Origin of the sequence: Nocardioides taihuensis, from assembly GCF_042657275.1 — a bacterium.
Lineage (GTDB): Bacteria > Actinomycetota > Actinomycetes > Propionibacteriales > Nocardioidaceae > Nocardioides > Nocardioides taihuensis.
Genome location: NZ_JBHSKD010000024.1, coordinates 23,171 through 42,302, shown reverse-complemented (window position 1 = coordinate 42,302; position 19,132 = coordinate 23,171). Strand labels below are relative to the sequence as shown.

Annotated in this window: 23 protein-coding genes; 2 read left to right on the top strand and 21 right to left on the bottom strand. The window is 71.7% G+C overall.

The features are described 5' to 3' along the window. Positions 1-29: 29 nt before the first annotated feature. Entirely contained in the window at positions 30-362 is a 333-nt protein-coding gene (locus tag ACFPGP_RS17250; RefSeq protein WP_378592029.1) for an STAS domain-containing protein, read from the bottom strand. A 130-nt stretch (positions 363-492) separates the two neighbouring features. Here ACFPGP_RS17250 and ACFPGP_RS17245 point away from each other — a divergent pair, with 130 nt between their 5' ends. After that, positions 493-1,074, top strand: a complete 582-nt coding sequence (locus ACFPGP_RS17245; RefSeq protein ID WP_378592028.1) for a cob(I)yrinic acid a,c-diamide adenosyltransferase — start codon at positions 493-495, stop codon at positions 1,072-1,074. Between the two features lie 4 nt (positions 1,075-1,078). Beyond that, complete coding sequence (locus ACFPGP_RS17240; protein WP_378592027.1) at positions 1,079-1,507, top strand: hypothetical protein; 429 nt, start codon at positions 1,079-1,081, stop codon at positions 1,505-1,507. Between the two features lie 28 nt (positions 1,508-1,535). Here ACFPGP_RS17240 and ACFPGP_RS17235 read toward each other — a convergent pair whose 3' ends face one another. The 20 genes from ACFPGP_RS17235 to thrB all read right to left on the bottom strand — a co-directional run bounded on the left by ACFPGP_RS17235 (position 1,536) and on the right by thrB (position 19,131). After that, on the bottom strand, positions 1,536-2,717 hold the full coding sequence (locus tag ACFPGP_RS17235; protein WP_378592026.1) for an MFS transporter: 1,182 nt from the start codon (positions 2,715-2,717) through the stop codon (positions 1,536-1,538). 2 nt (positions 2,718-2,719) lie between these two features. Beyond that, complete coding sequence (locus ACFPGP_RS17230; RefSeq protein WP_378592024.1) at positions 2,720-3,160, bottom strand: DUF2550 domain-containing protein; 441 nt, start codon at positions 3,158-3,160, stop codon at positions 2,720-2,722. 40 nt (positions 3,161-3,200) lie between these two features. Next, complete coding sequence (locus ACFPGP_RS17225; RefSeq protein ID WP_378592023.1) at positions 3,201-3,587, bottom strand: F0F1 ATP synthase subunit epsilon; 387 nt, start codon at positions 3,585-3,587, stop codon at positions 3,201-3,203. Between the two features lie 44 nt (positions 3,588-3,631). Further along, positions 3,632-5,086: a F0F1 ATP synthase subunit beta gene (gene atpD, locus ACFPGP_RS17220; protein ID WP_378592022.1), complete on the bottom strand. Its 1,455-nt coding sequence runs from the start codon at positions 5,084-5,086 to the stop codon at positions 3,632-3,634. A 5-nt stretch (positions 5,087-5,091) separates the two neighbouring features. Continuing rightward, positions 5,092-6,003, bottom strand: a complete 912-nt coding sequence (locus tag ACFPGP_RS17215; RefSeq protein ID WP_378592019.1) for a F0F1 ATP synthase subunit gamma — start codon at positions 6,001-6,003, stop codon at positions 5,092-5,094. A gap of 3 nt (positions 6,004-6,006) precedes the next feature. Further along, positions 6,007-7,644 carry a F0F1 ATP synthase subunit alpha gene (atpA, locus tag ACFPGP_RS17210; RefSeq protein ID WP_378592018.1) on the bottom strand — a complete coding sequence of 546 codons (1,638 nt, stop codon included), beginning with the start codon at positions 7,642-7,644 and terminating at the stop codon, positions 6,007-6,009. A gap of 57 nt (positions 7,645-7,701) precedes the next feature. Further along, on the bottom strand, positions 7,702-8,502 hold the full coding sequence (locus ACFPGP_RS17205; protein ID WP_378592016.1) for a F0F1 ATP synthase subunit delta: 801 nt from the start codon (positions 8,500-8,502) through the stop codon (positions 7,702-7,704). Next, complete coding sequence (locus tag ACFPGP_RS17200) at positions 8,502-9,068, bottom strand: F0F1 ATP synthase subunit B (RefSeq protein WP_378592015.1); 567 nt, start codon at positions 9,066-9,068, stop codon at positions 8,502-8,504. Before ACFPGP_RS17200 ends, ACFPGP_RS17205 begins: the two co-directional genes overlap by 1 nt. Before the next feature lie 42 nt (positions 9,069-9,110). After that, a complete protein-coding gene (locus ACFPGP_RS17195; RefSeq protein ID WP_378592013.1) occupies positions 9,111-9,371 on the bottom strand; it encodes a F0F1 ATP synthase subunit C in 261 nt (86 codons plus the stop codon). A gap of 93 nt (positions 9,372-9,464) precedes the next feature. Beyond that, positions 9,465-10,295, bottom strand: a complete 831-nt coding sequence (gene atpB / locus ACFPGP_RS17190; RefSeq protein ID WP_378592012.1) for a F0F1 ATP synthase subunit A — start codon at positions 10,293-10,295, stop codon at positions 9,465-9,467. Continuing rightward, positions 10,292-10,777 carry an ATP synthase subunit I gene (locus tag ACFPGP_RS17185; protein ID WP_378592011.1) on the bottom strand — a complete coding sequence of 162 codons (486 nt, stop codon included), beginning with the start codon at positions 10,775-10,777 and terminating at the stop codon, positions 10,292-10,294. Before ACFPGP_RS17185 ends, atpB begins: the two co-directional genes overlap by 4 nt. Positions 10,778-10,783: 6 nt before the next feature. Further along, complete coding sequence (locus ACFPGP_RS17180) at positions 10,784-11,002, bottom strand: AtpZ/AtpI family protein (protein WP_378592009.1); 219 nt, start codon at positions 11,000-11,002, stop codon at positions 10,784-10,786. Between the two features lie 303 nt (positions 11,003-11,305). Next, positions 11,306-12,460, bottom strand: a complete 1,155-nt coding sequence (locus tag ACFPGP_RS17175) for a glycosyltransferase family 4 protein (RefSeq protein WP_378592008.1) — start codon at positions 12,458-12,460, stop codon at positions 11,306-11,308. Beyond that, positions 12,457-13,227: an L-threonylcarbamoyladenylate synthase gene (locus ACFPGP_RS17170; protein ID WP_378592007.1), complete on the bottom strand. Its 771-nt coding sequence runs from the start codon at positions 13,225-13,227 to the stop codon at positions 12,457-12,459. The genes ACFPGP_RS17175 and ACFPGP_RS17170 overlap by 4 nt, the downstream gene beginning before the upstream one ends. A 5-nt stretch (positions 13,228-13,232) precedes the next feature. Next, the gene (gene prmC / locus ACFPGP_RS17165) at positions 13,233-14,084 is read right to left on the bottom strand and encodes a peptide chain release factor N(5)-glutamine methyltransferase (protein ID WP_378592006.1); all 852 of its coding nucleotides are present in this window, start codon (positions 14,082-14,084) and stop codon (positions 13,233-13,235) included. Continuing rightward, positions 14,081-15,154 carry a peptide chain release factor 1 gene (gene prfA / locus ACFPGP_RS17160; RefSeq protein ID WP_378592005.1) on the bottom strand — a complete coding sequence of 358 codons (1,074 nt, stop codon included), beginning with the start codon at positions 15,152-15,154 and terminating at the stop codon, positions 14,081-14,083. The genes prmC and prfA overlap by 4 nt, the downstream gene beginning before the upstream one ends. A gap of 105 nt (positions 15,155-15,259) precedes the next feature. Further along, positions 15,260-15,481 (bottom strand): 50S ribosomal protein L31, encoded by a 222-nt coding sequence (gene rpmE, locus ACFPGP_RS17155; RefSeq protein WP_378592003.1) that lies wholly within the window; start codon positions 15,479-15,481, stop codon positions 15,260-15,262. Between the two features lie 150 nt (positions 15,482-15,631). Then, positions 15,632-16,003, bottom strand: a complete 372-nt coding sequence (locus tag ACFPGP_RS17150; protein WP_378592002.1) for a response regulator transcription factor — start codon at positions 16,001-16,003, stop codon at positions 15,632-15,634. Between the two features lie 122 nt (positions 16,004-16,125). Next, on the bottom strand, positions 16,126-17,967 hold the full coding sequence (rho, locus tag ACFPGP_RS17145; protein WP_378592001.1) for a transcription termination factor Rho: 1,842 nt from the start codon (positions 17,965-17,967) through the stop codon (positions 16,126-16,128). Between the two features lie 252 nt (positions 17,968-18,219). Then, the gene (gene thrB / locus ACFPGP_RS17140) at positions 18,220-19,131 is read right to left on the bottom strand and encodes a homoserine kinase (RefSeq protein WP_378592000.1); all 912 of its coding nucleotides are present in this window, start codon (positions 19,129-19,131) and stop codon (positions 18,220-18,222) included. Between the last annotated feature and the right edge of the window lies 1 nt (position 19,132).

Below are 19,132 nucleotides of genomic sequence, written 5' to 3'. Positions count from 1 at the left end.
GCGACCACGATGCCCTCGCGGGCGGAGGGTCAGGCGCTGGCGGCCTCGCGCTCGAGCTCCACGAGGCGGATCAGGCGGGACTTGTGCAGCAGCCGCCGCACGGCGGGTCCGCAGCCGCGCAGGGTCACGTGGTGACCCGCCCGGCCGGCCTCGTGCGTCGCGTAGGCGAGCACCTTGAGCGCGATCACGTCGACGCGGGACACCTCGGTCAGGTCGACCACGACGTCCTGCTCGTGGCCGGCGAGGAGGAGGTGCAGCGCGTTGCGCACCTCGAAGGTGCTCTGCGCGTCGAAGTCGCCACTGAGCACGAGCGTGGTCCCGTCGTGGACCACGTCGAGCCGGGTGCCGCCGGTCGTGTCCATGCCCTGATCCCCCGATCTCCGGCCACGTGTGACCGGAAGGCTGTTGTACACACCATAGACGCACGTCACACCGGAATGGTTGCCTCGACGCCGTGACCGGCGCGCCCCCGGCCCGGATACGCTCCTCGGCATGGTCAACCTGACGCGCATCTACACCCGCACCGGCGACGGCGGTGAGACGCGCCTGGGCGACATGAGCGTGACCACCAAGAACGACCTCCGGCTGCACGCCTACGCCGACGTCGACGAGGCCAACGCCTGCCTCGGCGTGGCGCTGGCGGTCGGCGGGCTCGAGGACGACGTGGTGGCGGTGCTCACGCACGTGCAGAACGACCTCTTCGACGTGGGCGCCGACTTCTGCACCCCGGTGGTGACCGACCCGGAGTACCCGCCGCTGCGGATCGAGCAGGCCTACGTCGACCGGCTCGAGGGATGGTGCGACCACTACAACGAGGACCTGCCCGCCCTGCGCTCGTTCATCCTCAGCGGCGGCACGCTGGCCGCGGCCCACCTCCACGTCGCGCGCACCGTCGTACGGCGGGCGGAGCGGTCGGCGTGGGCCGCCTGGCGCGAGCACGAGGCGACCATGAACCACCTCGCGATCACCTACCTCAACCGCCTCTCCGACCTGCTCTTCATCCTCGCCCGCCACGCCAACCGGGCGCAGGGCGACGTGCTCTGGGTGCCCGGCGGCGAGCGCGGCGACTCCTGACCCGGTGGCGGCCGACGAGCAGGAGCAGGCAGGCCACGGCGACCCCCTGCTGTGGCTGCAGTGGTGCACCGGGGACGTGCCGTACGGCGTCACCACGACCTGGGTCGAGGGGGACGACGCCGGGGAGGACCCCGCCCGGGGACGCGTCCGGGTAGAGGACCCCGACTGGGACGAGGCGGTGGCCCTGGTGGTCCGCCATCCCGACTACCTCGCCTCGCGGGGACGGCTCGGCGGCGTGGTGCTGAGCATCGTGCTGCGCGAGGACGTCGAGCCCGAGATCCGGACCTGGAGCGTCGACGAGGAGTACGACGTCACGCACGTCGTGCTCCGCTTCCCGGCCGCCGACCTGCGCGGGCTCTTCTCCCGCACCGCCGCGTACGTCGACATGGTCACCGCCCTCGCCGTCAGCGCGGTCGACCACCTCGACCTGTGACGCTGTCCCTCGCCCACGGGGCGACGGGTCAGCGCGCGGCGGACTTCTCGGGCTCGCGGGCAGCGGTGATGGCGAGGAACGACGGCACCAGCAGGGCGGCGACGACCAGCAGGGCGTCCAGCGTGCCGACGCGGTCGGCGACCCAGCCGATGAGCGGTGGGCCGGCGAAGAACGCCGTGTAGCCGATCGTGGAGATGGCGCTCACCCGGCGGGCGGCGCGCAGCGGGTCGTCGGCGCCGGCGCTCATGCCGACGGGGAAGCCGAGCGAGGCGCCGAGGCCCCAGACCACGATGCCCAGCAGCACGAGGGGCGCGGAGCCCCCGAGGACGACGAGCAGCACGCCCGCGATGCCGGCCAGCGCGGTCGCCCGCAGCACGGGGACCCGGCCGTAGCGGTCGAGCACCGTCGTGCCGACCAGGCGCCCGGCGGTCATCGCGGTCACGAACACCGCGAAGCCGGCCACCCCGACCCAGTCCTCGACGTCGTAGCCGTCGATGAGGGCGAGGGCGAGCCAGTCGTTGGCCACGCCCTCGGTCAGGGCGAAGGCCAGCACCATCAGCCCGATCGCGAGGGTGCGGGGCTCGAGCCAGGCAGAGCGCCCGGGACTGGTCGCCAGCCCCTCGTCGCCGTGCGGCACCCCCGCCGGGAGGAAGGCCCGCGTCCCGACCACGACCGCGACCAGCGCGCCGCCCGCGACGAGGCCGAGGTGGAGCAGCAGCGGCACGTCGAGGGCGTTCACCGGGATGCCCAGCGCGGCCCCCGCGATGCTGCCCATGCTCCAGCCGGCGTGGAAGCGCGGCATCACCGTGCGGCCGAGCCGCTGCTCCACCGCGGCCGCCTCGACGTTCATCGAGACGTCCCACACGCCGGTGCCGACGCCGTAGGTGAAGAGCCCGACGCCGACGACGGGCGCCGCCCCGAGCGTGGAGGCGCCGAGGGCGACCACCGTGAGGCCCACCGTCACCAGCACGGCCCCGCCCCGGACCACGGCGCCGGCCCCCCAGCGCTCGATCAGCCGTCCGGCGACCGGCATCGACGGCACCGAGCCGGCCGCGTTGCAGAGCAGGAGCAGCCCGAGCTGGCCGTTGGTCAGCCCCAGATCGCCCCGGATGTCGGGGAGGCGGGTGACCAGGGCCGCGAAGCAGAAGCCGTTGAGCACGAAGACCAGGGCGACGGCGTTGCGGGCCCGGAGCACGTCGGGCGCCGCCACCCTCAGATCTCCTGCGCGGGTCGCGGAGGGCCGGCCTCCAGCCAGGCCTGGAACCCGGTCAGCGAGGACGGGCTCATCGCGAGCTCGACCGGCCCGGCCGGGGTGCCGCACTCGACCACGACGTGGTCCGGGTAGAGCGAGCCCTGCTCGGGCCCCTCCGGGTCACGACGGCTGTCGAAGGTCATCACGGAGCGCGCCCAGGAGCGCTTGGGGCGCGGGGAGAGGGAGAAGATGCGGAACCACTCCAGCGACTCGCCGGAGTAGCGCCCCAGCCCGAGAAGCCAACCGCGCCCGGCCCTCCCGGACCGGACGCGGTAGCTGAGCTCGAACGTGCCTCCGTGGCGCGACAGGAGGCGACGGCGTACGACGAGCGCGACGCCGTACAGCAGGATCAGGACGAGCAGGACACCGACTGCGTCGAGCAGCCACTGCCACAGCGGCATCCGATCCCCTTCCTGCGGCTCGTGCCTCGGTCGTCCTCGGTCAGGCCTTCTCGGCGGCCCGGATGCGCGCCTCGGCGCGGCGGGCCCGCTCCTCGGCCTCCTCGCCGTCCTCGCTCTCGGCGGCCTCGAGCTCGGCGCGCGTCGCCGCGACGTCCACCTCGGAGCCGAGCACGGCGTGCTCGGAGAGGATCGAGACCCGGTTGTTCGCCACCGAGACGAACCCGCCGTCGACGGCGGCCGCGAAGCGGTCACCGTCGACCGGCGAGACCTCGACGACGCCGTCGACGAGCAGCGAGAGCAGGGGTGCGTGGTTGCGCAGCACGCCCACGTCTCCCTCGGTGGTGCGGGCGATGACCATCGTCGCCTGGCCGGACCACACGGTCCGGTCGGCGGCGACGAGCTCCACCTGGAGCTGATCGTCAGCCATCAGTGCATCCTTTCGTCAGATCGTCGGCGGCGTCGTGCCGGCGATCAGAGGCTCTTCTGGATGTCGGCCCACTTCTTCTCGACGTCGTCGAGACCACCGCACATGAAGAACGCCTGCTCGGCCACGTGGTCGTAGTCACCGTCGGCGATCTTGTTGAACGCCTCGATGGTGTCGCCCACTGGCACGGTGGAACCCTCGATGCCGGTGAACTGCTTGGCCACGTAGGTGTTCTGCGAGAGGAACCGCTGGATGCGGCGCGCCCGCGAGACGATGATCTTGTCCTCCTCGGACAGCTCGTCGACACCGAGGATCGCGATGATGTCCTGGAGCTCCTTGTTGCGCTGCAGGATCTGCTTGATCCGGATCGCGCAGTCGTAGTGCGCCTGCCCGATGTACTGGGCGTCGAGGATCCGCGACGTCGAGGTCAGCGGGTCCACGGCCGGGTAGATGCCGAGCGAGGCGATCTCGCGGGAGAGCTCCGTGGTCGCATCGAGGTGCGCGAACGTCGTGGCCGGCGCCGGGTCGGTGTAGTCGTCCGCGGGCACGTAGATCGCCTGCATCGAGGTGATCGAGTGACCACGCGTCGAGGTGATCCGCTCCTGGAGCGTGCCCATCTCGTCGGCGAGGTTGGGCTGGTAGCCCACCGCGGACGGCATCCGGCCGAGCAGCGTGGAGACCTCCGAACCGGCCTGCGTGAACCGGAAGATGTTGTCGATGAACAGCAGCACGTCCTGGCCCTGCACGTCGCGGAAGTACTCCGCCATCGTCAGCGCGGACAGCGCGACCCGCAGGCGGGTGCCCGGCGGCTCGTCCATCTGGCCGAACACCAGCGCGGTCTGCCCGATGACGCCGGCCTCGGTCATCTCCGCGATGAGGTCGTTGCCCTCACGGGTGCGCTCGCCGACACCGGCGAACACCGACACACCACCGTGGTCCTTGGCGACGCGCGCGATCATCTCCTGGATGAGGACGGTCTTGCCCACGCCGGCCCCACCGAACAGGCCGATCTTGCCGCCCTGCACGTAGGGGGTGAGCAGGTCGATGACCTTGATGCCGGTCTCGAACATCTGGGTCTTCGACTCGAGCTGGTCGAAGGCCGGCGCCTTGCGGTGGATCGACCACCGCTCCTTGACGTCGTACTCCTCGCCCTCCTTCAGGTTGAGGACGTCGCCCAGCATGTTGAACACGTGGCCCTTGGTCACGTCGCCCACCGGCACCGTGATCGGCGAGCCGGTGTCGCGCACCTGGGCGCCGCGGACGAGGCCGTCGGTCGGCTGCAGCGAGATGGCGCGGACCATGCCGTCACCGATGTGCTGCGCGACCTCGGCCGAGAGCACCTTCGTCTCGCCGCCGAGCTCGAGGTCGACCTCCAGCTTGTTGTAGATCTCGGGCATGGAGTCCACGGGGAACTCCACGTCGACGACCGGCCCGATCACCCGGGCGATGCGACCGACACCCGCAGCGCCGGTCTCCTTGGTCTCTTCAACCGTTGCAGTCATGTCTCTCACTCACTCCCGGCGGTGGCGTCGGCCAGCGCGTTCACGCCGCCGACGATCTCGCTGATCTCTTGGGTAATACCGGCCTGGCGGGCCTGGTTGGCGATACGGGTGTACTTCTTGATGAGCTCCTCGGCGTTGTCCGTCGCGGACTTCATCGCCTTCTGGCGGGCCGCCAGCTCGGAGGCGGCAGCCTGCAGCAGGGCGAAGAAGATCCGGCTCTGGACGTACTGCGGGAGCAGGCCGTCGAGGACCGCCTCCGCGGAGGGCTCGAACTCGTAGAGCGGCAGCACCTCGTCGGAGTCGGGCCGCTCCTCGCCCTCGACCACCTCGAGGGGCAGCAGCCGCACCGCGGTGGGCTCCTGGAGGAGCATCGAGCGGAACCGCGTGTACACGACGTGCACCTCGTCGACGGCGTCCTCGCCCTCCTCGGCGACGAACGCGTCGATCAGCACCTTGCCGATGTCGGCGGCCACGTCGTAGGTCGGCTGGTCGGAGAAGCCGGTCCACGACCGCACGACCGAGCGGTTGCGGAAGCGGAAGTACGCCTCGCCCTTGCGACCGCTCAGGTAGGTGCGAACCTCCTTGCCCTCCTCGCGGAGCTTCTCCGCGAGGCGCTCGGACTCCTTGAGCACGCTCGAGGAGTAGGCACCGGCCAGACCGCGGTCGCTGGTCACGATCAGCACCGCCGCCGTCGTCGGGTTCTCCGCCTCGCGGGTCATCGGGTGGTCGACGTTGGAGTACGTCGCCACCGCGGAGACCGCCCGGGTCAGCTCACGCGCGTACGGCGCGGCCGACTGGGCCCGCTGCTGCGCCTTGATGATGCGGGACGCGGCGATGAGCTCCATGGCACGCGTGATCTTCTTCATCGACTCCGTCGACTTGATCCGCGCGCGGTACTCGCGCACCGAAAGGGCCATGGGTCAGCCCCGCTTCTGCTTGACGATCTGCTCCTGGTCCTCGTCCTCCAGCGCCTCGGCCTCGGGCTCGTGGCCGACCTTGATCGAGCCACCCTCGGAGGTCTCGAACTGGTCGAGGAAGGAGTCGTAGGCCTTGGCCAGCGCCTGCTCGGTGTCGTCCTCGAACTTCTGCGTCTCACGGATCGTGGCGAGGATGCCGTCGTGCGAGCGGCGCAGGTAGTCGATGAACTCGTGCTCGAAGCGCAGCACGTCACCGGTGGGCACCCGGTCGAGGCGGCCGCTGGTGCCGATCCACAGGGAGACGGTCATCTCCTCGAGCGGGTACGGCGAGTACTGCGGCTGGCGCAGCAGCGCCATCAGGCGCTGGCCACGGTCGAGCTGCTGGCGCGAGGCCGCGTCGAGGTCGGAGGCGAACATCGCGAAGGCCTCCATCGCGCGGAACTGCGCGAGGTCGACCTTGAGCGAGCCGGTGACGGCCTTCATCGCCTTGGTCATCGCCGCGCCGCCCACGCGGGACACGGAGATACCGACGTCGATGGCCGGGCGCTGGTTCGCCGCGAACAGGTCGGACTGCAGGAAGATCTGGCCGTCGGTGATCGAGATGACGTTGGTCGGGATGTAGGCCGACACGTCGTTGGCCTTGGTCTCGATGATCGGCAGGCCGGTCATCGAGCCCGCGCCCATCTCGTCGGAGAGCTTCGCGCAGCGCTCGAGGAGGCGGCTGTGCAGGTAGAAGACGTCACCGGGGTACGCCTCGCGGCCCGGCGGGCGGCGCAGCAGCAGCGACACCGCGCGGTAGGCCTCGGCCTGCTTGGTGAGGTCGTCGAAGATGATCAGGACGTGCTTGCCGTCGTACATCCAGTGCTGGCCGATGGCCGAGCCGGTGTAGGGCGCGAGGTACTTGAAGCCCGCGCTGTCGGACGCCGGGGACGCCACGATCGTGGTGTACTCCAGCGCGCCGGCCTCCTCGAGGGCGCCACGCACCGAGGCGATGGTCGAGCCCTTCTGGCCGATGGCGACGTAGATGCAGCGGACCTGCTTGTCCGGGTCGCCGGACTCCCAGTTCTGCTTCTGGTTGATGATCGTGTCGATCGCGATCGTGGTCTTGCCGGTCGCGCGGTCGCCGATGATCAGCTGGCGCTGGCCACGGCCGATCGGGGTCATGGAGTCGATCGCCTTGATGCCGGTGGCGAGCGGCTCGTGCACCGACTTGCGCTGCATCACGGTCGGCGCCTGGAGCTCGAGGGCGCGGCGGCCCTCGGACTCGATCTCGCCGAGACCGTCGATCGGGGTGCCGAGGGGGTCGATCACGCGGCCCATGAAGGCGTCACCGACGGGCACGGAGAGGATCTCGCCGGTGCGGCGCACCGTCTGGCCCTCCTCGATGCCCTCGAAGTCACCGAGGATCACGACGCCGATCTCGCGGGTGTCGAGGTTCAGGGCGATGCCCAGGGTGCCGTCCTCGAACTCCAGCAGCTCGTTCGCCATGGCCGAGGGCAGGCCCGCGACGCGCGCGATGCCGTCACCGGCCTCGGCGACGGTGCCGACCTCCTCCTTGCTGGCAGCCGCGGGCTGGTAGTCCGCGACGTACTTCTGGAGCGCGTCGCGGATCTCCTCCGGACGGATCGTGAGCTCCGTCATCTCTTCCCTACTCTCTTGTGTCTTCGTGGAGTTCGTGTGGTGGCCTGGCGCGCGGCGTCAGCCGACCAGGCGTCGCCGCGCGTCGTCGATGCGGCTGGAGATGGTGCCGTCGATGCGGTCGTCGCCGATCTCGATCCGCAGCCCGCCGACCAGCTCGGGGTCGACGACCACGTGCAGGTGGACGGTACTGCCGTACTGCTTGCCGAGCGCCGCGGAGAGGCGGCCGAGGTCGTGCGCGCCGAGCTCGTGCGCGGTGCGCACCACGGCGAGCAGCTCCTGCTGCGAGGAGGCCGCGACCTGCTGGTAGTCACCCAGCACCCGCTCGACGCTGCCTCCGGCCGCGACGGCCTGCTCGACCAGCCGGGCCGTGGCCGGGAGCACCCGGTCACCGAGGATCCCGGTCAGCAGCGCGGCCCGGTCCGCAGCGGTGCGCGACCGGTCGGAGAGGGCCGAGCGGAGCTCGGGGTTCTCCTCCAGCAGCCGCACGACCGCGAACAGCTCGTCTCCGAGCCGGTCGCCGTCGGCACCGACCGAGCGCACCATCGCGACGACCGCGAGGTGGTCGAGCGCCGCGGGCAGGTCGCGCGAGGCGGTCCAGCGGTGCTGGACGGCCGCGACCAGGACCTGCTGCGCGTGGCTCCCGAAGGAGCCGAACACCTGACCGGCCAGGCCGGCGCGGGCCTCGGCGTCGACCGAGGAGTCGGTCGCCGCCCGGCGCAGGGCCGGCTCGGCGCGGAGCACGCCGGCCGCCGCGAAGAGCTCCTCGCCCATCGTGCCGGACTCGGCGAGCGTGCCGGTCGAGGGGAGCGACTGCTCCAGCTCGCCCAGCGAGTCCGCCGACGCACCGCGCAGCATCATCAGGACGCTCCGCCCTGCGCCGCGGCGGCCTCGGAGGACTCGAGGGTCTCGAGGTCCGCGAGGAACCGGTCGACCACCCGCGCGCTGCGCTCGTCGTCCTGCAGGCTCTCACCGACGATCCGCTCCGCGAGCGAGGTGGCGAGGGTGCCCACCTCCGCGCGGAGGGTGGTCAGCGCGGACTTGCGGTCGGCGTCGATCTGCGCGTGCGCGCTCTCGAGGATCCGCTCCTTCTCCGCCTGCGCCTGCTCGCGCATCTCGGCGATGATCGCGGCACCCTGTTCGCGCGCCTCCTCACGGATGCGTGCAGCCTCGTGCCGGGCCTCGGCGATCTGCGAGGTGAACTCGTCCTTCGCGGCGTCCGCCTCGGACTTCGCCTCGTCCAGCTCCGCGAACTGCTGGCGGATGGCGTCCTGGCGAGCTGTCATCGCGCGGTTGATCGGCGGGATGATGTAGCGGGCCAGGAGCCACAGCAGCAGGGCGAAGGCAGCGAGCTCGACGAAGAACGTCGCGTTCGGCACGAGGAAGTTGCTCTCGAGCGGGACGAGCTGGCTGGTTACGCTTGCCATGAATCGGATCCTTTGCGGTCGGGGTTGCCGTCAGCGGGTGGCTCAGGCCCCCAGGACGAAGACGAACAGCGCCATGAACGCGAGGTTGATGAAGAACATCGCCTCGACCAGACCCACCGTCAGGAAGAAGATGGTCTGGAGGCGACCCTGCGCCTCGGGCTGACGGGCCACGCCCTGGATGTACGACGCACCGGCGAGGCCGTCACCGACACCCGCGCCGATGGCGCCGCCGCCGAGGGCCATGCCGCCACCGATGAAGGCACCGGCGATCTTGATGGCGTCAGCGGTATCTGTAGTAGCCATGTCACTCCTTGGTCGGGCACCCCGCTGGGTGCCGTGTTTTCTCTTCTCTTGCGGGTCGTGCTGAGTCCACGCCCCGACCGGCCAGGTCGCCGGTCAGTGCGCGAGTGCGGGGGTCTTCTCGTCGGCGGCCGCGTCGGCGTCCGCAGCGTCGTGCTCGGCGTGGTCGTCGTCGTGCTCACCGTGCCCGCCGCCGGCCATCGCGAAGTAGAGCACGGCCAGCAGGGCGAAGATGAAGGCCTGGATGACGCCGATGACGGCGTCGAAGGACTTCCACAGGATGTTCGGCAGCCAGAGGGCGTACATCGGGATCATCGCGATCAGCGCGAGCATGATGCCGCCGGCGAAGATGTTGCCGAAGAGACGGAGGGCCAGCGTGATCGGCTTGATGAGCTCCTCGAGGATGTTGAGGGGCAGCAAGATCGGGAACGGCTGGGCGAAGTGCTTGAAGTAGGTGCCCGCACCCTGCTGCCGGATGCCGTAGGTCCACACGCTGACCATCGTGATCGCGGCGAGCGCGTAGGTCAGGTTGGTGTCGGCGGTCGGCGCCACGAGCAGGTGGGTGTCGTCGTTGATCTTGGTGGGCAGCAGCTCCATCCAGTTCGCGAAGAGGATGAAGAAGAACAGGCAGATCGCCAGGGGCGCCACGAAGGGGTGCACCCGACCGAGGTTGTCCTCGACCTGCTTGTTCACCTGACCGACGACGCCCTCCCAGATCAGCTGGAGCTTGGTCGGCACGTAGTTCTCGGGCTCGCGGGTCACGTGGCGCTTGACCAGGAAGCCGAGCAGCAGCACCAGGCCGCCGGCGACCAGCGTCGACGCGATGGTGTCGATGTTGAAGGTCCATCCGTTCCACTCGCGGGTGACGTGGTGCCCGATCTCGATGGCGGGCTCGTCGGCGGCGAGGGGCAGCAGCAGGCCGATCATTGCTTCTTGAGCTCCTTCAGCAGCGGGACACTGGTCAGCACGAGGGCGATCAGGCGGAAGATGGCGAGGCCCAGCAGCAGGCCGATGCCGTCGGGCCAGAGCACGACCGCAGCCCCGATGGCGACCACCGACAGCACGCCGAGGCGCACCATGGTCGAGGCCATCATGGTCTCGCGGGAGGGCTGCTCGCCCGAGGTGATGATCTTGAGCAGCCAGTACTCGGTGGCGAGGTGGTTGACCAGGCCGAGCAGCACGCCGAGGGCGACGCACCCGGCGAGACGCCACTCCCCGAACTGGCCGGCGACCCAGTAGGTCGCGACCACGAGCGTGACGGCGACGAGGATCGTCTTCTTCTGGTCCTTGACGACCTGCAGGACCGACGCCTTCTCGGGCAGGTCGGACCCGGCGCCGCCGGCGTCAGGCGACACGGCGGTGGGCGGGGTCTGCTCCCCCGCGGTCGTCGGGGTCGTGGGCTCGCTCATCGACGCTCACCCGCGCAGCACGGCCCGGACGCGGAGCCAGAACGCGAGGCCGCCCAGCGCGATGCCGAGGAAGACGCCCGTGACGGCGAAGACCGGCGCGGTGCCGGCGGCGTCGTCGACGAGCAGGCCGAGGCCGGTGAAGACGACCACGCAGCCGGCGAGCAGGCCACCAAGCCCGACGAGGTCGCGCCCCCGCAGGCTCTGGTCGGAGCGCTCATCGGCCATTCACCCAGGTCGCTTTCGTCGGACAGGACTGTGTCGTCGGGGAAGGCGACACCAGCGGCCTCTGCACAGACCGACGACTGCGCGAAACTACCACAGCGCGAGGGGCGCTCCGACCGGGGGACCGAGGGGGTCCGGAGGCGGCCGGGACGGGGCCTGTGCAGCGCGGTCGTCATGGGTGGCGGCCGTCCTCACGAGGGGTCGAGTTGGCGGTGCTGGAGCGCTTCGGGGAGCGCTTGTGAAAACTAGCACAAAGTCTCCGGAGGCTGGAAACCGGCGCCGCTCGGGGACCCCGGACGCCCGGCGTCAGGCCTGCGACGAGGCCTCGTCCGGCAGGTGGACGCTCGGCTTGTGCACCACCGGGAGCAGGAAGGTCAGCGCCACGGTCACCACGACCCCGGTGACCAGGGCGGCCCACATCACCGGCCCGGTGTAGAGGCTGGCGAGGACCGTCCCGAAGGCGACGAGCCCGGCCCACAGCCACATGATGAAGACCGCGCGCCGCTGGGAGTGGCCGATCTCGAGCAGGCGGTGGTGCAGGTGCTGCTTGTCGGGGGCGAACGGCGAGCGCCCGGCGCGGGTGCGGCGTACGACGGCGAGCAGCAGGTCGGCCATCGGCACCAGCAGGATCGAGATGGGCAGCAGCACCGGGAGCAGGGTCGGCAGCAGGCTGGCCTGCGAGCCGTCGGCGCCCTGGGTGAGCTGGCTGCCGGAGAACTGCCCGGAGAGCGTCACCGCGCTGGCCGAGAGCACCAGCCCGATCAGCATCGAGCCGCTGTCGCCCATGAACAGCCGGGCGGGGTGGAAGTTGTGGGGCAGGAAGCCGGCGCACGCCCCCGCGAGCATCGCGCTCAGCAGCGCGCCGGTGGTGGCCAGGGTGACGCCGTTGAGGTTGGCGAGCTGGTAGCAGAAGGCGAAGAAGGCCAGCGCCCCGATGCCGACCACCCCGGCAGCGAGGCCGTCGAGGCCGTCGACGAAGTTGACCGCGTTCATGGTGGCCACGACGACGAAGGCGGTCAGCAGCGCGCCCTGGGCGGGGTCCAGGGCGAACTGGCTGCCGTCGCTGGAGGTGAACAGCGTGAACTGGATGCCGGAGTAGATGAGGAAGCCGGCCGCGAGCACCTGGCCGCCGAGCTTGGAGAGCGCGTCGATCTCGAAGAGGTCGTCGAGCACCCCGACCGCGCAGATCATCGCGCCCGCGACCAGCACGTAGCCGGCGTCGCGGAAGACGAACGGCCCGGCGACGTCGGAGAGGAAGGGCAGCTGCCGCGCCACGAGGTAGGACGCGCCCAGTCCGCCGAGCATCGCCAGCCCCCCGAGGTAGGGGATCGGCTCGTCGTGCACGTCGCGGTCGCGCACCTGGGCCACGGCGCCGGTGCGCAGCGCGATCTCGCGGGCCACCACGGTGAGCAGGTAGGTCACCACCGCGGAGACCAGGAAGACGAGGAGGTAGACCCTCACGCGCCCTCGGCCCCGGCGGCCCCACCGGCCGTCTCGTCGTCGTCCCCGGCCGTCTCGTCGCCGGCCGTCTCGTCGCCGGCCGTCTCGTCCCCGGCCGTCTCGTCGCCGGCCGTCTCGTCGCCGATCGTCGCGCCGAGCGGCTCGAGCACGGCGTTGAGGTCGTCGAGCGACAGCGCGCCGTGGCGCAGCACGCGGCCGTGCGGGCCGGTGACGTCGACGATCGTCGAGGCGACGCCGCCGGGGGCCGGACCGGCGTCGAGGATGACGCTCACGTGGTCGCCGAGCATCTCCTCGGCCGCGGCCGCGTCGGTGGCGGCCGGCCGCCCGGTGAGGTTGGCCGAGCTGACCGCCATCGGGCCGGTGCGCTCGAGCAGCGCGAGCGCGACCGGGTGGTCGGGCATCCGGACCGCGACGGTGCCGCGGGTGTCGCCGAGGTCCCACTGCAGCGAGGCCTGCTGGGTGCACACGAGCGTGAGCGGGCCGGGCCAGAACCGCTCGACCAGCGCACGGGCGTACCCCGGGACGCCGACGGCGATCGCGTCGAGGGTGGTCGCGGCGCTCACCAGCACGGGCGGCGGCATCTCGCGACCGCGGCCCTTGGCCTCGAGCAGGTCGCGCACCGCGGCGACGTCGAACGCGTCGGCGCCGATGCCGTAGACGGTGTCGGTCGGCAGCACCACCAGGGACCCCTGCTGGACCGCCAGGCTGGCCGCGGACAGGGCGCTCTCGAGCTCGTCGTCGGTGGCGGTGGGGTAGGTCCTGCTCACGGGGGTCACTCTGCCAGTCGCGCCGTCAGGAAGCGGGGACGGTCGGCCAGGTCGCGGTGGTCGCGCACCTCGAGCCACCTCCCGGTCGCCGCGAAGACCGCCGGGGCGCTCTCCCCCTGCTGGTCGGCGTGCTCGGCGCCGACCACGCCGCCGGGCCGCAGCAGCACGGCCGCGCGCCTCTCGAGCACCCGGATCGCGTCGAGGCCGTCGTCGCCCGACCAGAGCGCCGCCGCCGGGTCGTGGTCACGGGCCTCCGGCGCCACCGACTCCCACGCCTCGAGCGGGATGTAGGGCGGGTTGCAGACCACCACGTCGACGGTCCCGGCGAGGTCGTCGAACGCCGTGGCCATGTCACCCTGGCGCAGGTCGACGCCCGTGCCCGCCAGGTTGCGCTCCGCCCACGCGTGGGCGCCCGCGTCGAGCTCGACGGCGTGGACCCGCGCGCCGGGGACCTCGTCGGCCACGGCGCGCGCGATCGCGCCCGACCCGGTGCACAGGTCGACCACCACGGCCTGCTCGCGCTCGCGGGCGCGCTCCACCGCCCACCCCGCCAGCAGCTCGGTCTCGGGCCGTGGCACGAAGACGCCGGGGCCGACGGCCAGCTCGACGTGACGGAAGCCCGCCACCCCGGTGAGGTGCTGCAGCGGCTCGCGCGCGCAGCGGCGCGCGACCAGCGCGTCGTACGCCGCGACGCTGGGGGGTGGCACGTCCTCGACCAGCACCAGGCCGGCGCGCGTGGTGCCGAGGACGTGCGCGAGCAGCTCGGCCGCGTCGTGCTCGGGGCTGGCCACACCGGCCTCGCGCAGGCGCCCCGCGGCCGCGGTCGTCAGCAGCCGCGGCGTCGCGCCGGCGGTCACTGCTCGAGCGCCTCGAGCCGGGCCGCCAGGTCGGCGTCGACGCAGGAGGCCAGCACCGGTCCCAGGTCGCCGTCGAGCACCTGGTCGAGGTTGTAGGACTTGTAGCCGGTGCGGTGGTCGGAGATCCGGTTCTCGGGGTAGTTGTAGGTGCGGATCCGCTCGGAGCGGTCGACGGTGCGCACCTGGCTGCGGCGCGCGGCGCTCGCCTCGGCGTCGGCCTCCTCCTGGGCGGCCGCGAGCAGGCGGGAGCGCAGGATGCGGAGCGCCTGCTCCTTGTTCTGCAGCTGGCTCTTCTCGTTCTGGCAGCTGACCACGATGCCGGTCGGCAGGTGCGTGATCCGCACCGCGGAGTCGGTCGTGTTGACGCTCTGGCCCCCGGGCCCGCTGCTGCGGAACACGTCGATGCGCAGGTCGTGCTCGTCGACCACGACGTCGACCTGCTCGGCCTCGGGCAGCACCAGCACGCCGGCCGCCGAGGTGTGCACCCGCCCCTGCGACTCCGTGACCGGCACCCGCTGGACGCGGTGCACGCCGCCCTCGAACTTCAGCAGGGCGTACGGCGCCTCGCCGGGCTCGGCCGTCCCCCGGGCCTTGACCGCGAGCGTGACGGACTTGTAGCCGCCGAGGTCGGACTCGGTGGCGTCGATCAGCTCGACCGTCCACCCCCGCCGCTCGGCGTACCGGCTGTACATGCGGAGCAGGTCGCCGGCGAACAGCGCGGACTCCTCGCCGCCCTCCCCCGACTTGATCTCGAGGATCGCGTCCTTGGCGTCGGCCGGGTCGCGCGGCACCAGAAGCCGGCGCAGCCGCTCCTCGGTCTCGGCCCGGTGGACCGCGATCTGCTCCGCCTCGTCGGCGAATGTCGGGTCGTCGGCGGCGAGCTCGCGCGCGGCCTCGACGTCGTCCCCGAGGCTCCGCCACTCGCGCCAGGTGCCGATGATCGCCGACAGCTCGGCGTAGCGCTGGTTGAGCCGCTTGGCCAGCCGGGCGTCGGCGTGGGTCTCCGGCGCGGCGAGTCGCCCCTCGAGCTCGTCGTGCTCGACGAGCAGGCCCTCGACACCCTCGAACACCGGCTTCTCCTCAGGCTGGACCGACGGATCGGTGATGACAGGTGGGAACGGCACGAGCGCCGGTCCCAGCCCATGGAGGGGCTGCGGACCGGCGCTCGGTGGAAGCTACTTCTTGCCCTGCTGGGCCTTGGCGTAGCGGGCCTCGAAGCGGGCGACGCGGCCGCCGGTGTCGAGGATCTTCTGCTTGCCGGTGTAGAACGGGTGGCACTTCGAGCACACGTCGGCGTGGATGTGGCCCGACGTGGAGGTGCTCCGGGTGGTGAACGTCTCGCCGCAGGTGCAGGTCACCTCGGTGAGGACGTAGTCCGGGTGGATGTCCTTCTTCATGGGAGTCCTTTCACAGCCGCCGGGTCGCCGTGACCGCACTCTGCGGGCGGGCGTGAACCGGAGCCAAGGGTCAATGGTGCCAAACCCGTCGGGGCTTGGGAAATCACCGTGGGGTGCAACACCGCGCCACCACCCGGTGTTCCCGCGGGGTCACTGCGCGCGGGCGAGGAGCGCCTGCACCCGTGAGGCGAGCTCACGGGGGCTGAAGGGCTTGGTGATGTAGTCGTCGGCGCCGGAGTCGAAGCCGTTCTCGACGTCGGACTCCTGGGCCCGTGCGGTCAGCAGGATCACCGGGAGGTCGCTGAGCGACGGGTCGGAGCGGATCACCCGGATCGCGTCGAGGCCCGACATGCCCGGCATCATCACGTCGAGGACCGCGAGGTCGGGACGGTCCTGCTTGCACGCGTCGATCGCGGCGGCACCGTCGGTGACCGCCACGATGTCGTGGCCGAGCGTCGACAGCTTGAACTCCACGAGCTCGCGGATGTCGATGTCGTCATCCGCGACCAGGATCCTTGCCACACCCTCACCTCTCGACCCCCGTTGTGAACGTCCTCAGGGTAGGTGCGCCGGGCACCCCCCGACCCGGAAACGCTCCGATCAGGTCGTGGGGTACTGGACACACTCCCGGGTGGGCGGTGTGGTCAGTCCCCCTGGCCGGGTGACGGCGTGGTCTTCTGCACCTGCATCAGGAACTCGATGTTGGTCTGCGACTTGCGCAGCCGCTCCAGGAGGAGCTCGAGCGCCTGCTGTCCCTCGAGGCTCGAGAGCACCCGGCGCAGCTTCCAGACGATCGCCAGCTCCTCCTTCGACATCAGCAGCTCCTCGCGGCGGGTGCCGGACTGCACGGCGTCGATCGCGGGGAAGAGCCGCTTGTCGGCGAAGTCGCGGCGCAGGCGGATCTCCATGTTCCCGGTGCCCTTGAACTCCTCGAAGATCACCTCGTCCATCTTCGAGCCGCTCTCGATGAGGGCGGTGGCCAGGATCGTCAGCGAGCCGCCGTTCTCGATGTTGCGCGCGGCGCCGAAGAACTTCTTCGGCGGGTAGAGCGCGGCCGAGTCGACGCCACCGGAGAGGATCCGGCCGCTCGCGGGCGCCGCCAGGTTGTACGCGCGCCCGAGGCGGGTGATGCCGTCGAGCAGGACGACGACGTCGTGGCCGAGCTCGACGAGGCGCTTGGCCCGCTCGATCGCCAGCTCGGCGACCATCGTGTGGTCGCTGGCCGGGCGGTCGAAGGTCGAGGAGATCACCTCGCCCTTGACCGAGCGCTCGAAGTCGGTGACCTCCTCCGGGCGCTCGTCGACCAGCACCACCATCAGGTGGCACTCGGGGTTGTTGGTGGTGATCGAGTTGGCGATCGACTGCATGATGATCGTCTTGCCGGCCTTGGCCGGGGAGACGATCAGGCCGCGCTGGCCCTTGCCGATCGGCGCGGCGATGTCGATGACGCGACCGATCAGGTTGTCGGGCGCCGTCTCGAGGCGCAGCCGCTCGGTCGGGTAGAGCGGCGTCAGCTGCGAGAACTCCACCCGCTCGCGCGTGGTCTCGGGGTCGGCCCCGTTGACCGCGTCGATGCGCACCATCGGGTTGAACTTCTCCCTGCGCTCGCCCTCGCGGGGCTGGCGCACCTGGCCGACGATCGCGTCGCCGCGGCGCAGGCCGTACTTCCGCACCATCGTCAGGGAGAGGTACACGTCGTCGGGGCCGGGCAGGTAGCCGCTGGTGCGCACGAACGCGTAGTTGTCGAGCACGTCGAGGATGCCCGCGGCCGGCACGAGGACGTCGTCGTCGAGGATCGTGGTGTCGGGCTCGCTGCGCTGGGGGCGGCTGCGGTCGCGGTCGCGCCCACGGCGCCGCCGGTTGCGGCTGCTGGTGCCGTCCTCGCGCTGCTGCTGGTCGCGCTGCTGCTGGTCGCGCTGGGCCTGGTCGCGCTGGGCCTGCTGCTTCTGCTGCTGGCCCTGCTGGTGGTCGCGCGGCTCGGAGGCCTGGTCGGTCCTGCCGGACTTCTCGGACTTCTCCGACTTCTCCGCCTTCTCCGCCTTCTGGTCCTGGCGCTGGTCGTGGCGCTGGTCCTGCTGGCGCTCCTGCTTCTGGTCGCGCTGCTGACCCTGTTTCTGGTCGCGCTGCTGGCCCTGCTGCTGGTCGCGCTGCGGGCCCTGCTGGGCGTCCCTCGTCTTCCGCGACTGCTCGGGCTTGTCGTCCTGCTGCTGGGGGGCACGCTCCTCGCGCGTACGCCGCGGCTCGTCGCGGCGCTGCTCGCGCTGCTCGGCGGCGGGGCGCTCTTGGGAGCGCTCCTGCCGGCCGCCGGCCTGGGCGCCCTTGATCGCCTCGACGAGCTGGGCCTTCTTCATCGACCCGGCCCCGGCGATGCCCATGCCGTTCGCCATTGCCTTGAGGTCGGCGATCAGCATGGAGTTGAGTCCGCCGGCGCGCTTCTTCGGGGTGTCCCCGGCGGGCGTCGCGGTGGAGTCGATGGTCTCGGTCACGTGAGGTCCTTCCCACGGATCAGCCGCCCGGCAGCGACACCGGCGGCATGGTGGTTTGCCCCCCTCGTTCCAGATCCGGCCGCAGGCGACGAGCGGTGCGGTGGACCGCAGAGGACGAGGAGGTGGTGCACCCGGGATCGAAAGGTCCGACAGGTGCCACGCCAGGAACGTGGCGCAGCGTCAATGTACCACCACGAGGCGGCCGCGAGTGAGGTGGGACACGTCCTCGCGTCCGCCGGGGCCGTGCCCGGATCAGTGCAGGCGCACCCCGTCGTGGTCGATCGCGAGGGCGTGGGAGGCCCACCCCTCCGGGCAACGCGCCAGCAGGGCGTCGGCCTCGCCGGGCGCCGTGGTGAACGCGAGCACGGTCGGCCCGGCGCCCGAGACCACGGCAGGGACGCCGTCCGCGCGCAGCGCCTCGACGAGGTCGAGGGTCGCCGGCATCGCGGGTCGCCGCTGGGCCTGGTGGAGGAAGTCGCGGGTGCCACGCAGGAGCTGGTCGGTGCGGCCACCGAGCGCGGCGACCAGCAGGGCGGTGCGCCCGGCGTCGGCGGCGGCGGCGGCATGGGGCACCGCGGCGGGGAGCAGCCCCCGGGCCACCTCGGTCGCCACGGGGTCCGGCGGGACCAGCACGACGACGCCCACCCGCGGGTCGACCGGGGCGCCGACGGCGTAGAAGTCCCCGTCCGCCACACCGTCACGCCCGGAGATCACGAAGCCGCCGTACCAGGCCGGCGCCACGTTGTCGGGGTGGCCCTCGAGCGTGGCCGCGAGCCGGAACGCCGCCTCGTCATCGAGCCGCGCGGCCCCGTCGGCCACGAGCGCGCGGGCCAGCGCGATGCCGCCGACGATGGCGGCGGACGACGACCCCAGGCCGCGGGCGTGCGGCACGACGTTGCGGCAGGCCAGCCGCAGCCCGGGCGGGTCCGCGCCGAGCGCGGCGAAGGCCGCCCGCATCGCGCGCACCACGAGGTGGCGCTCGTCGCGGGGCACCTCACCCTCCCCTCCGCCGGTGACCTCGACCTCGAGGCCGGCGGGGAGCACCTCGGCGGTCAGCTCATCGTGCAGCGCGAGCGCGAGTCCCAGCGAGTCGAACCCCGGACCGAGGTTGGCCGAGGTGGCGGGGACGCTGACCCGGACGGGTCCCTCGACGAGGGCGACCACG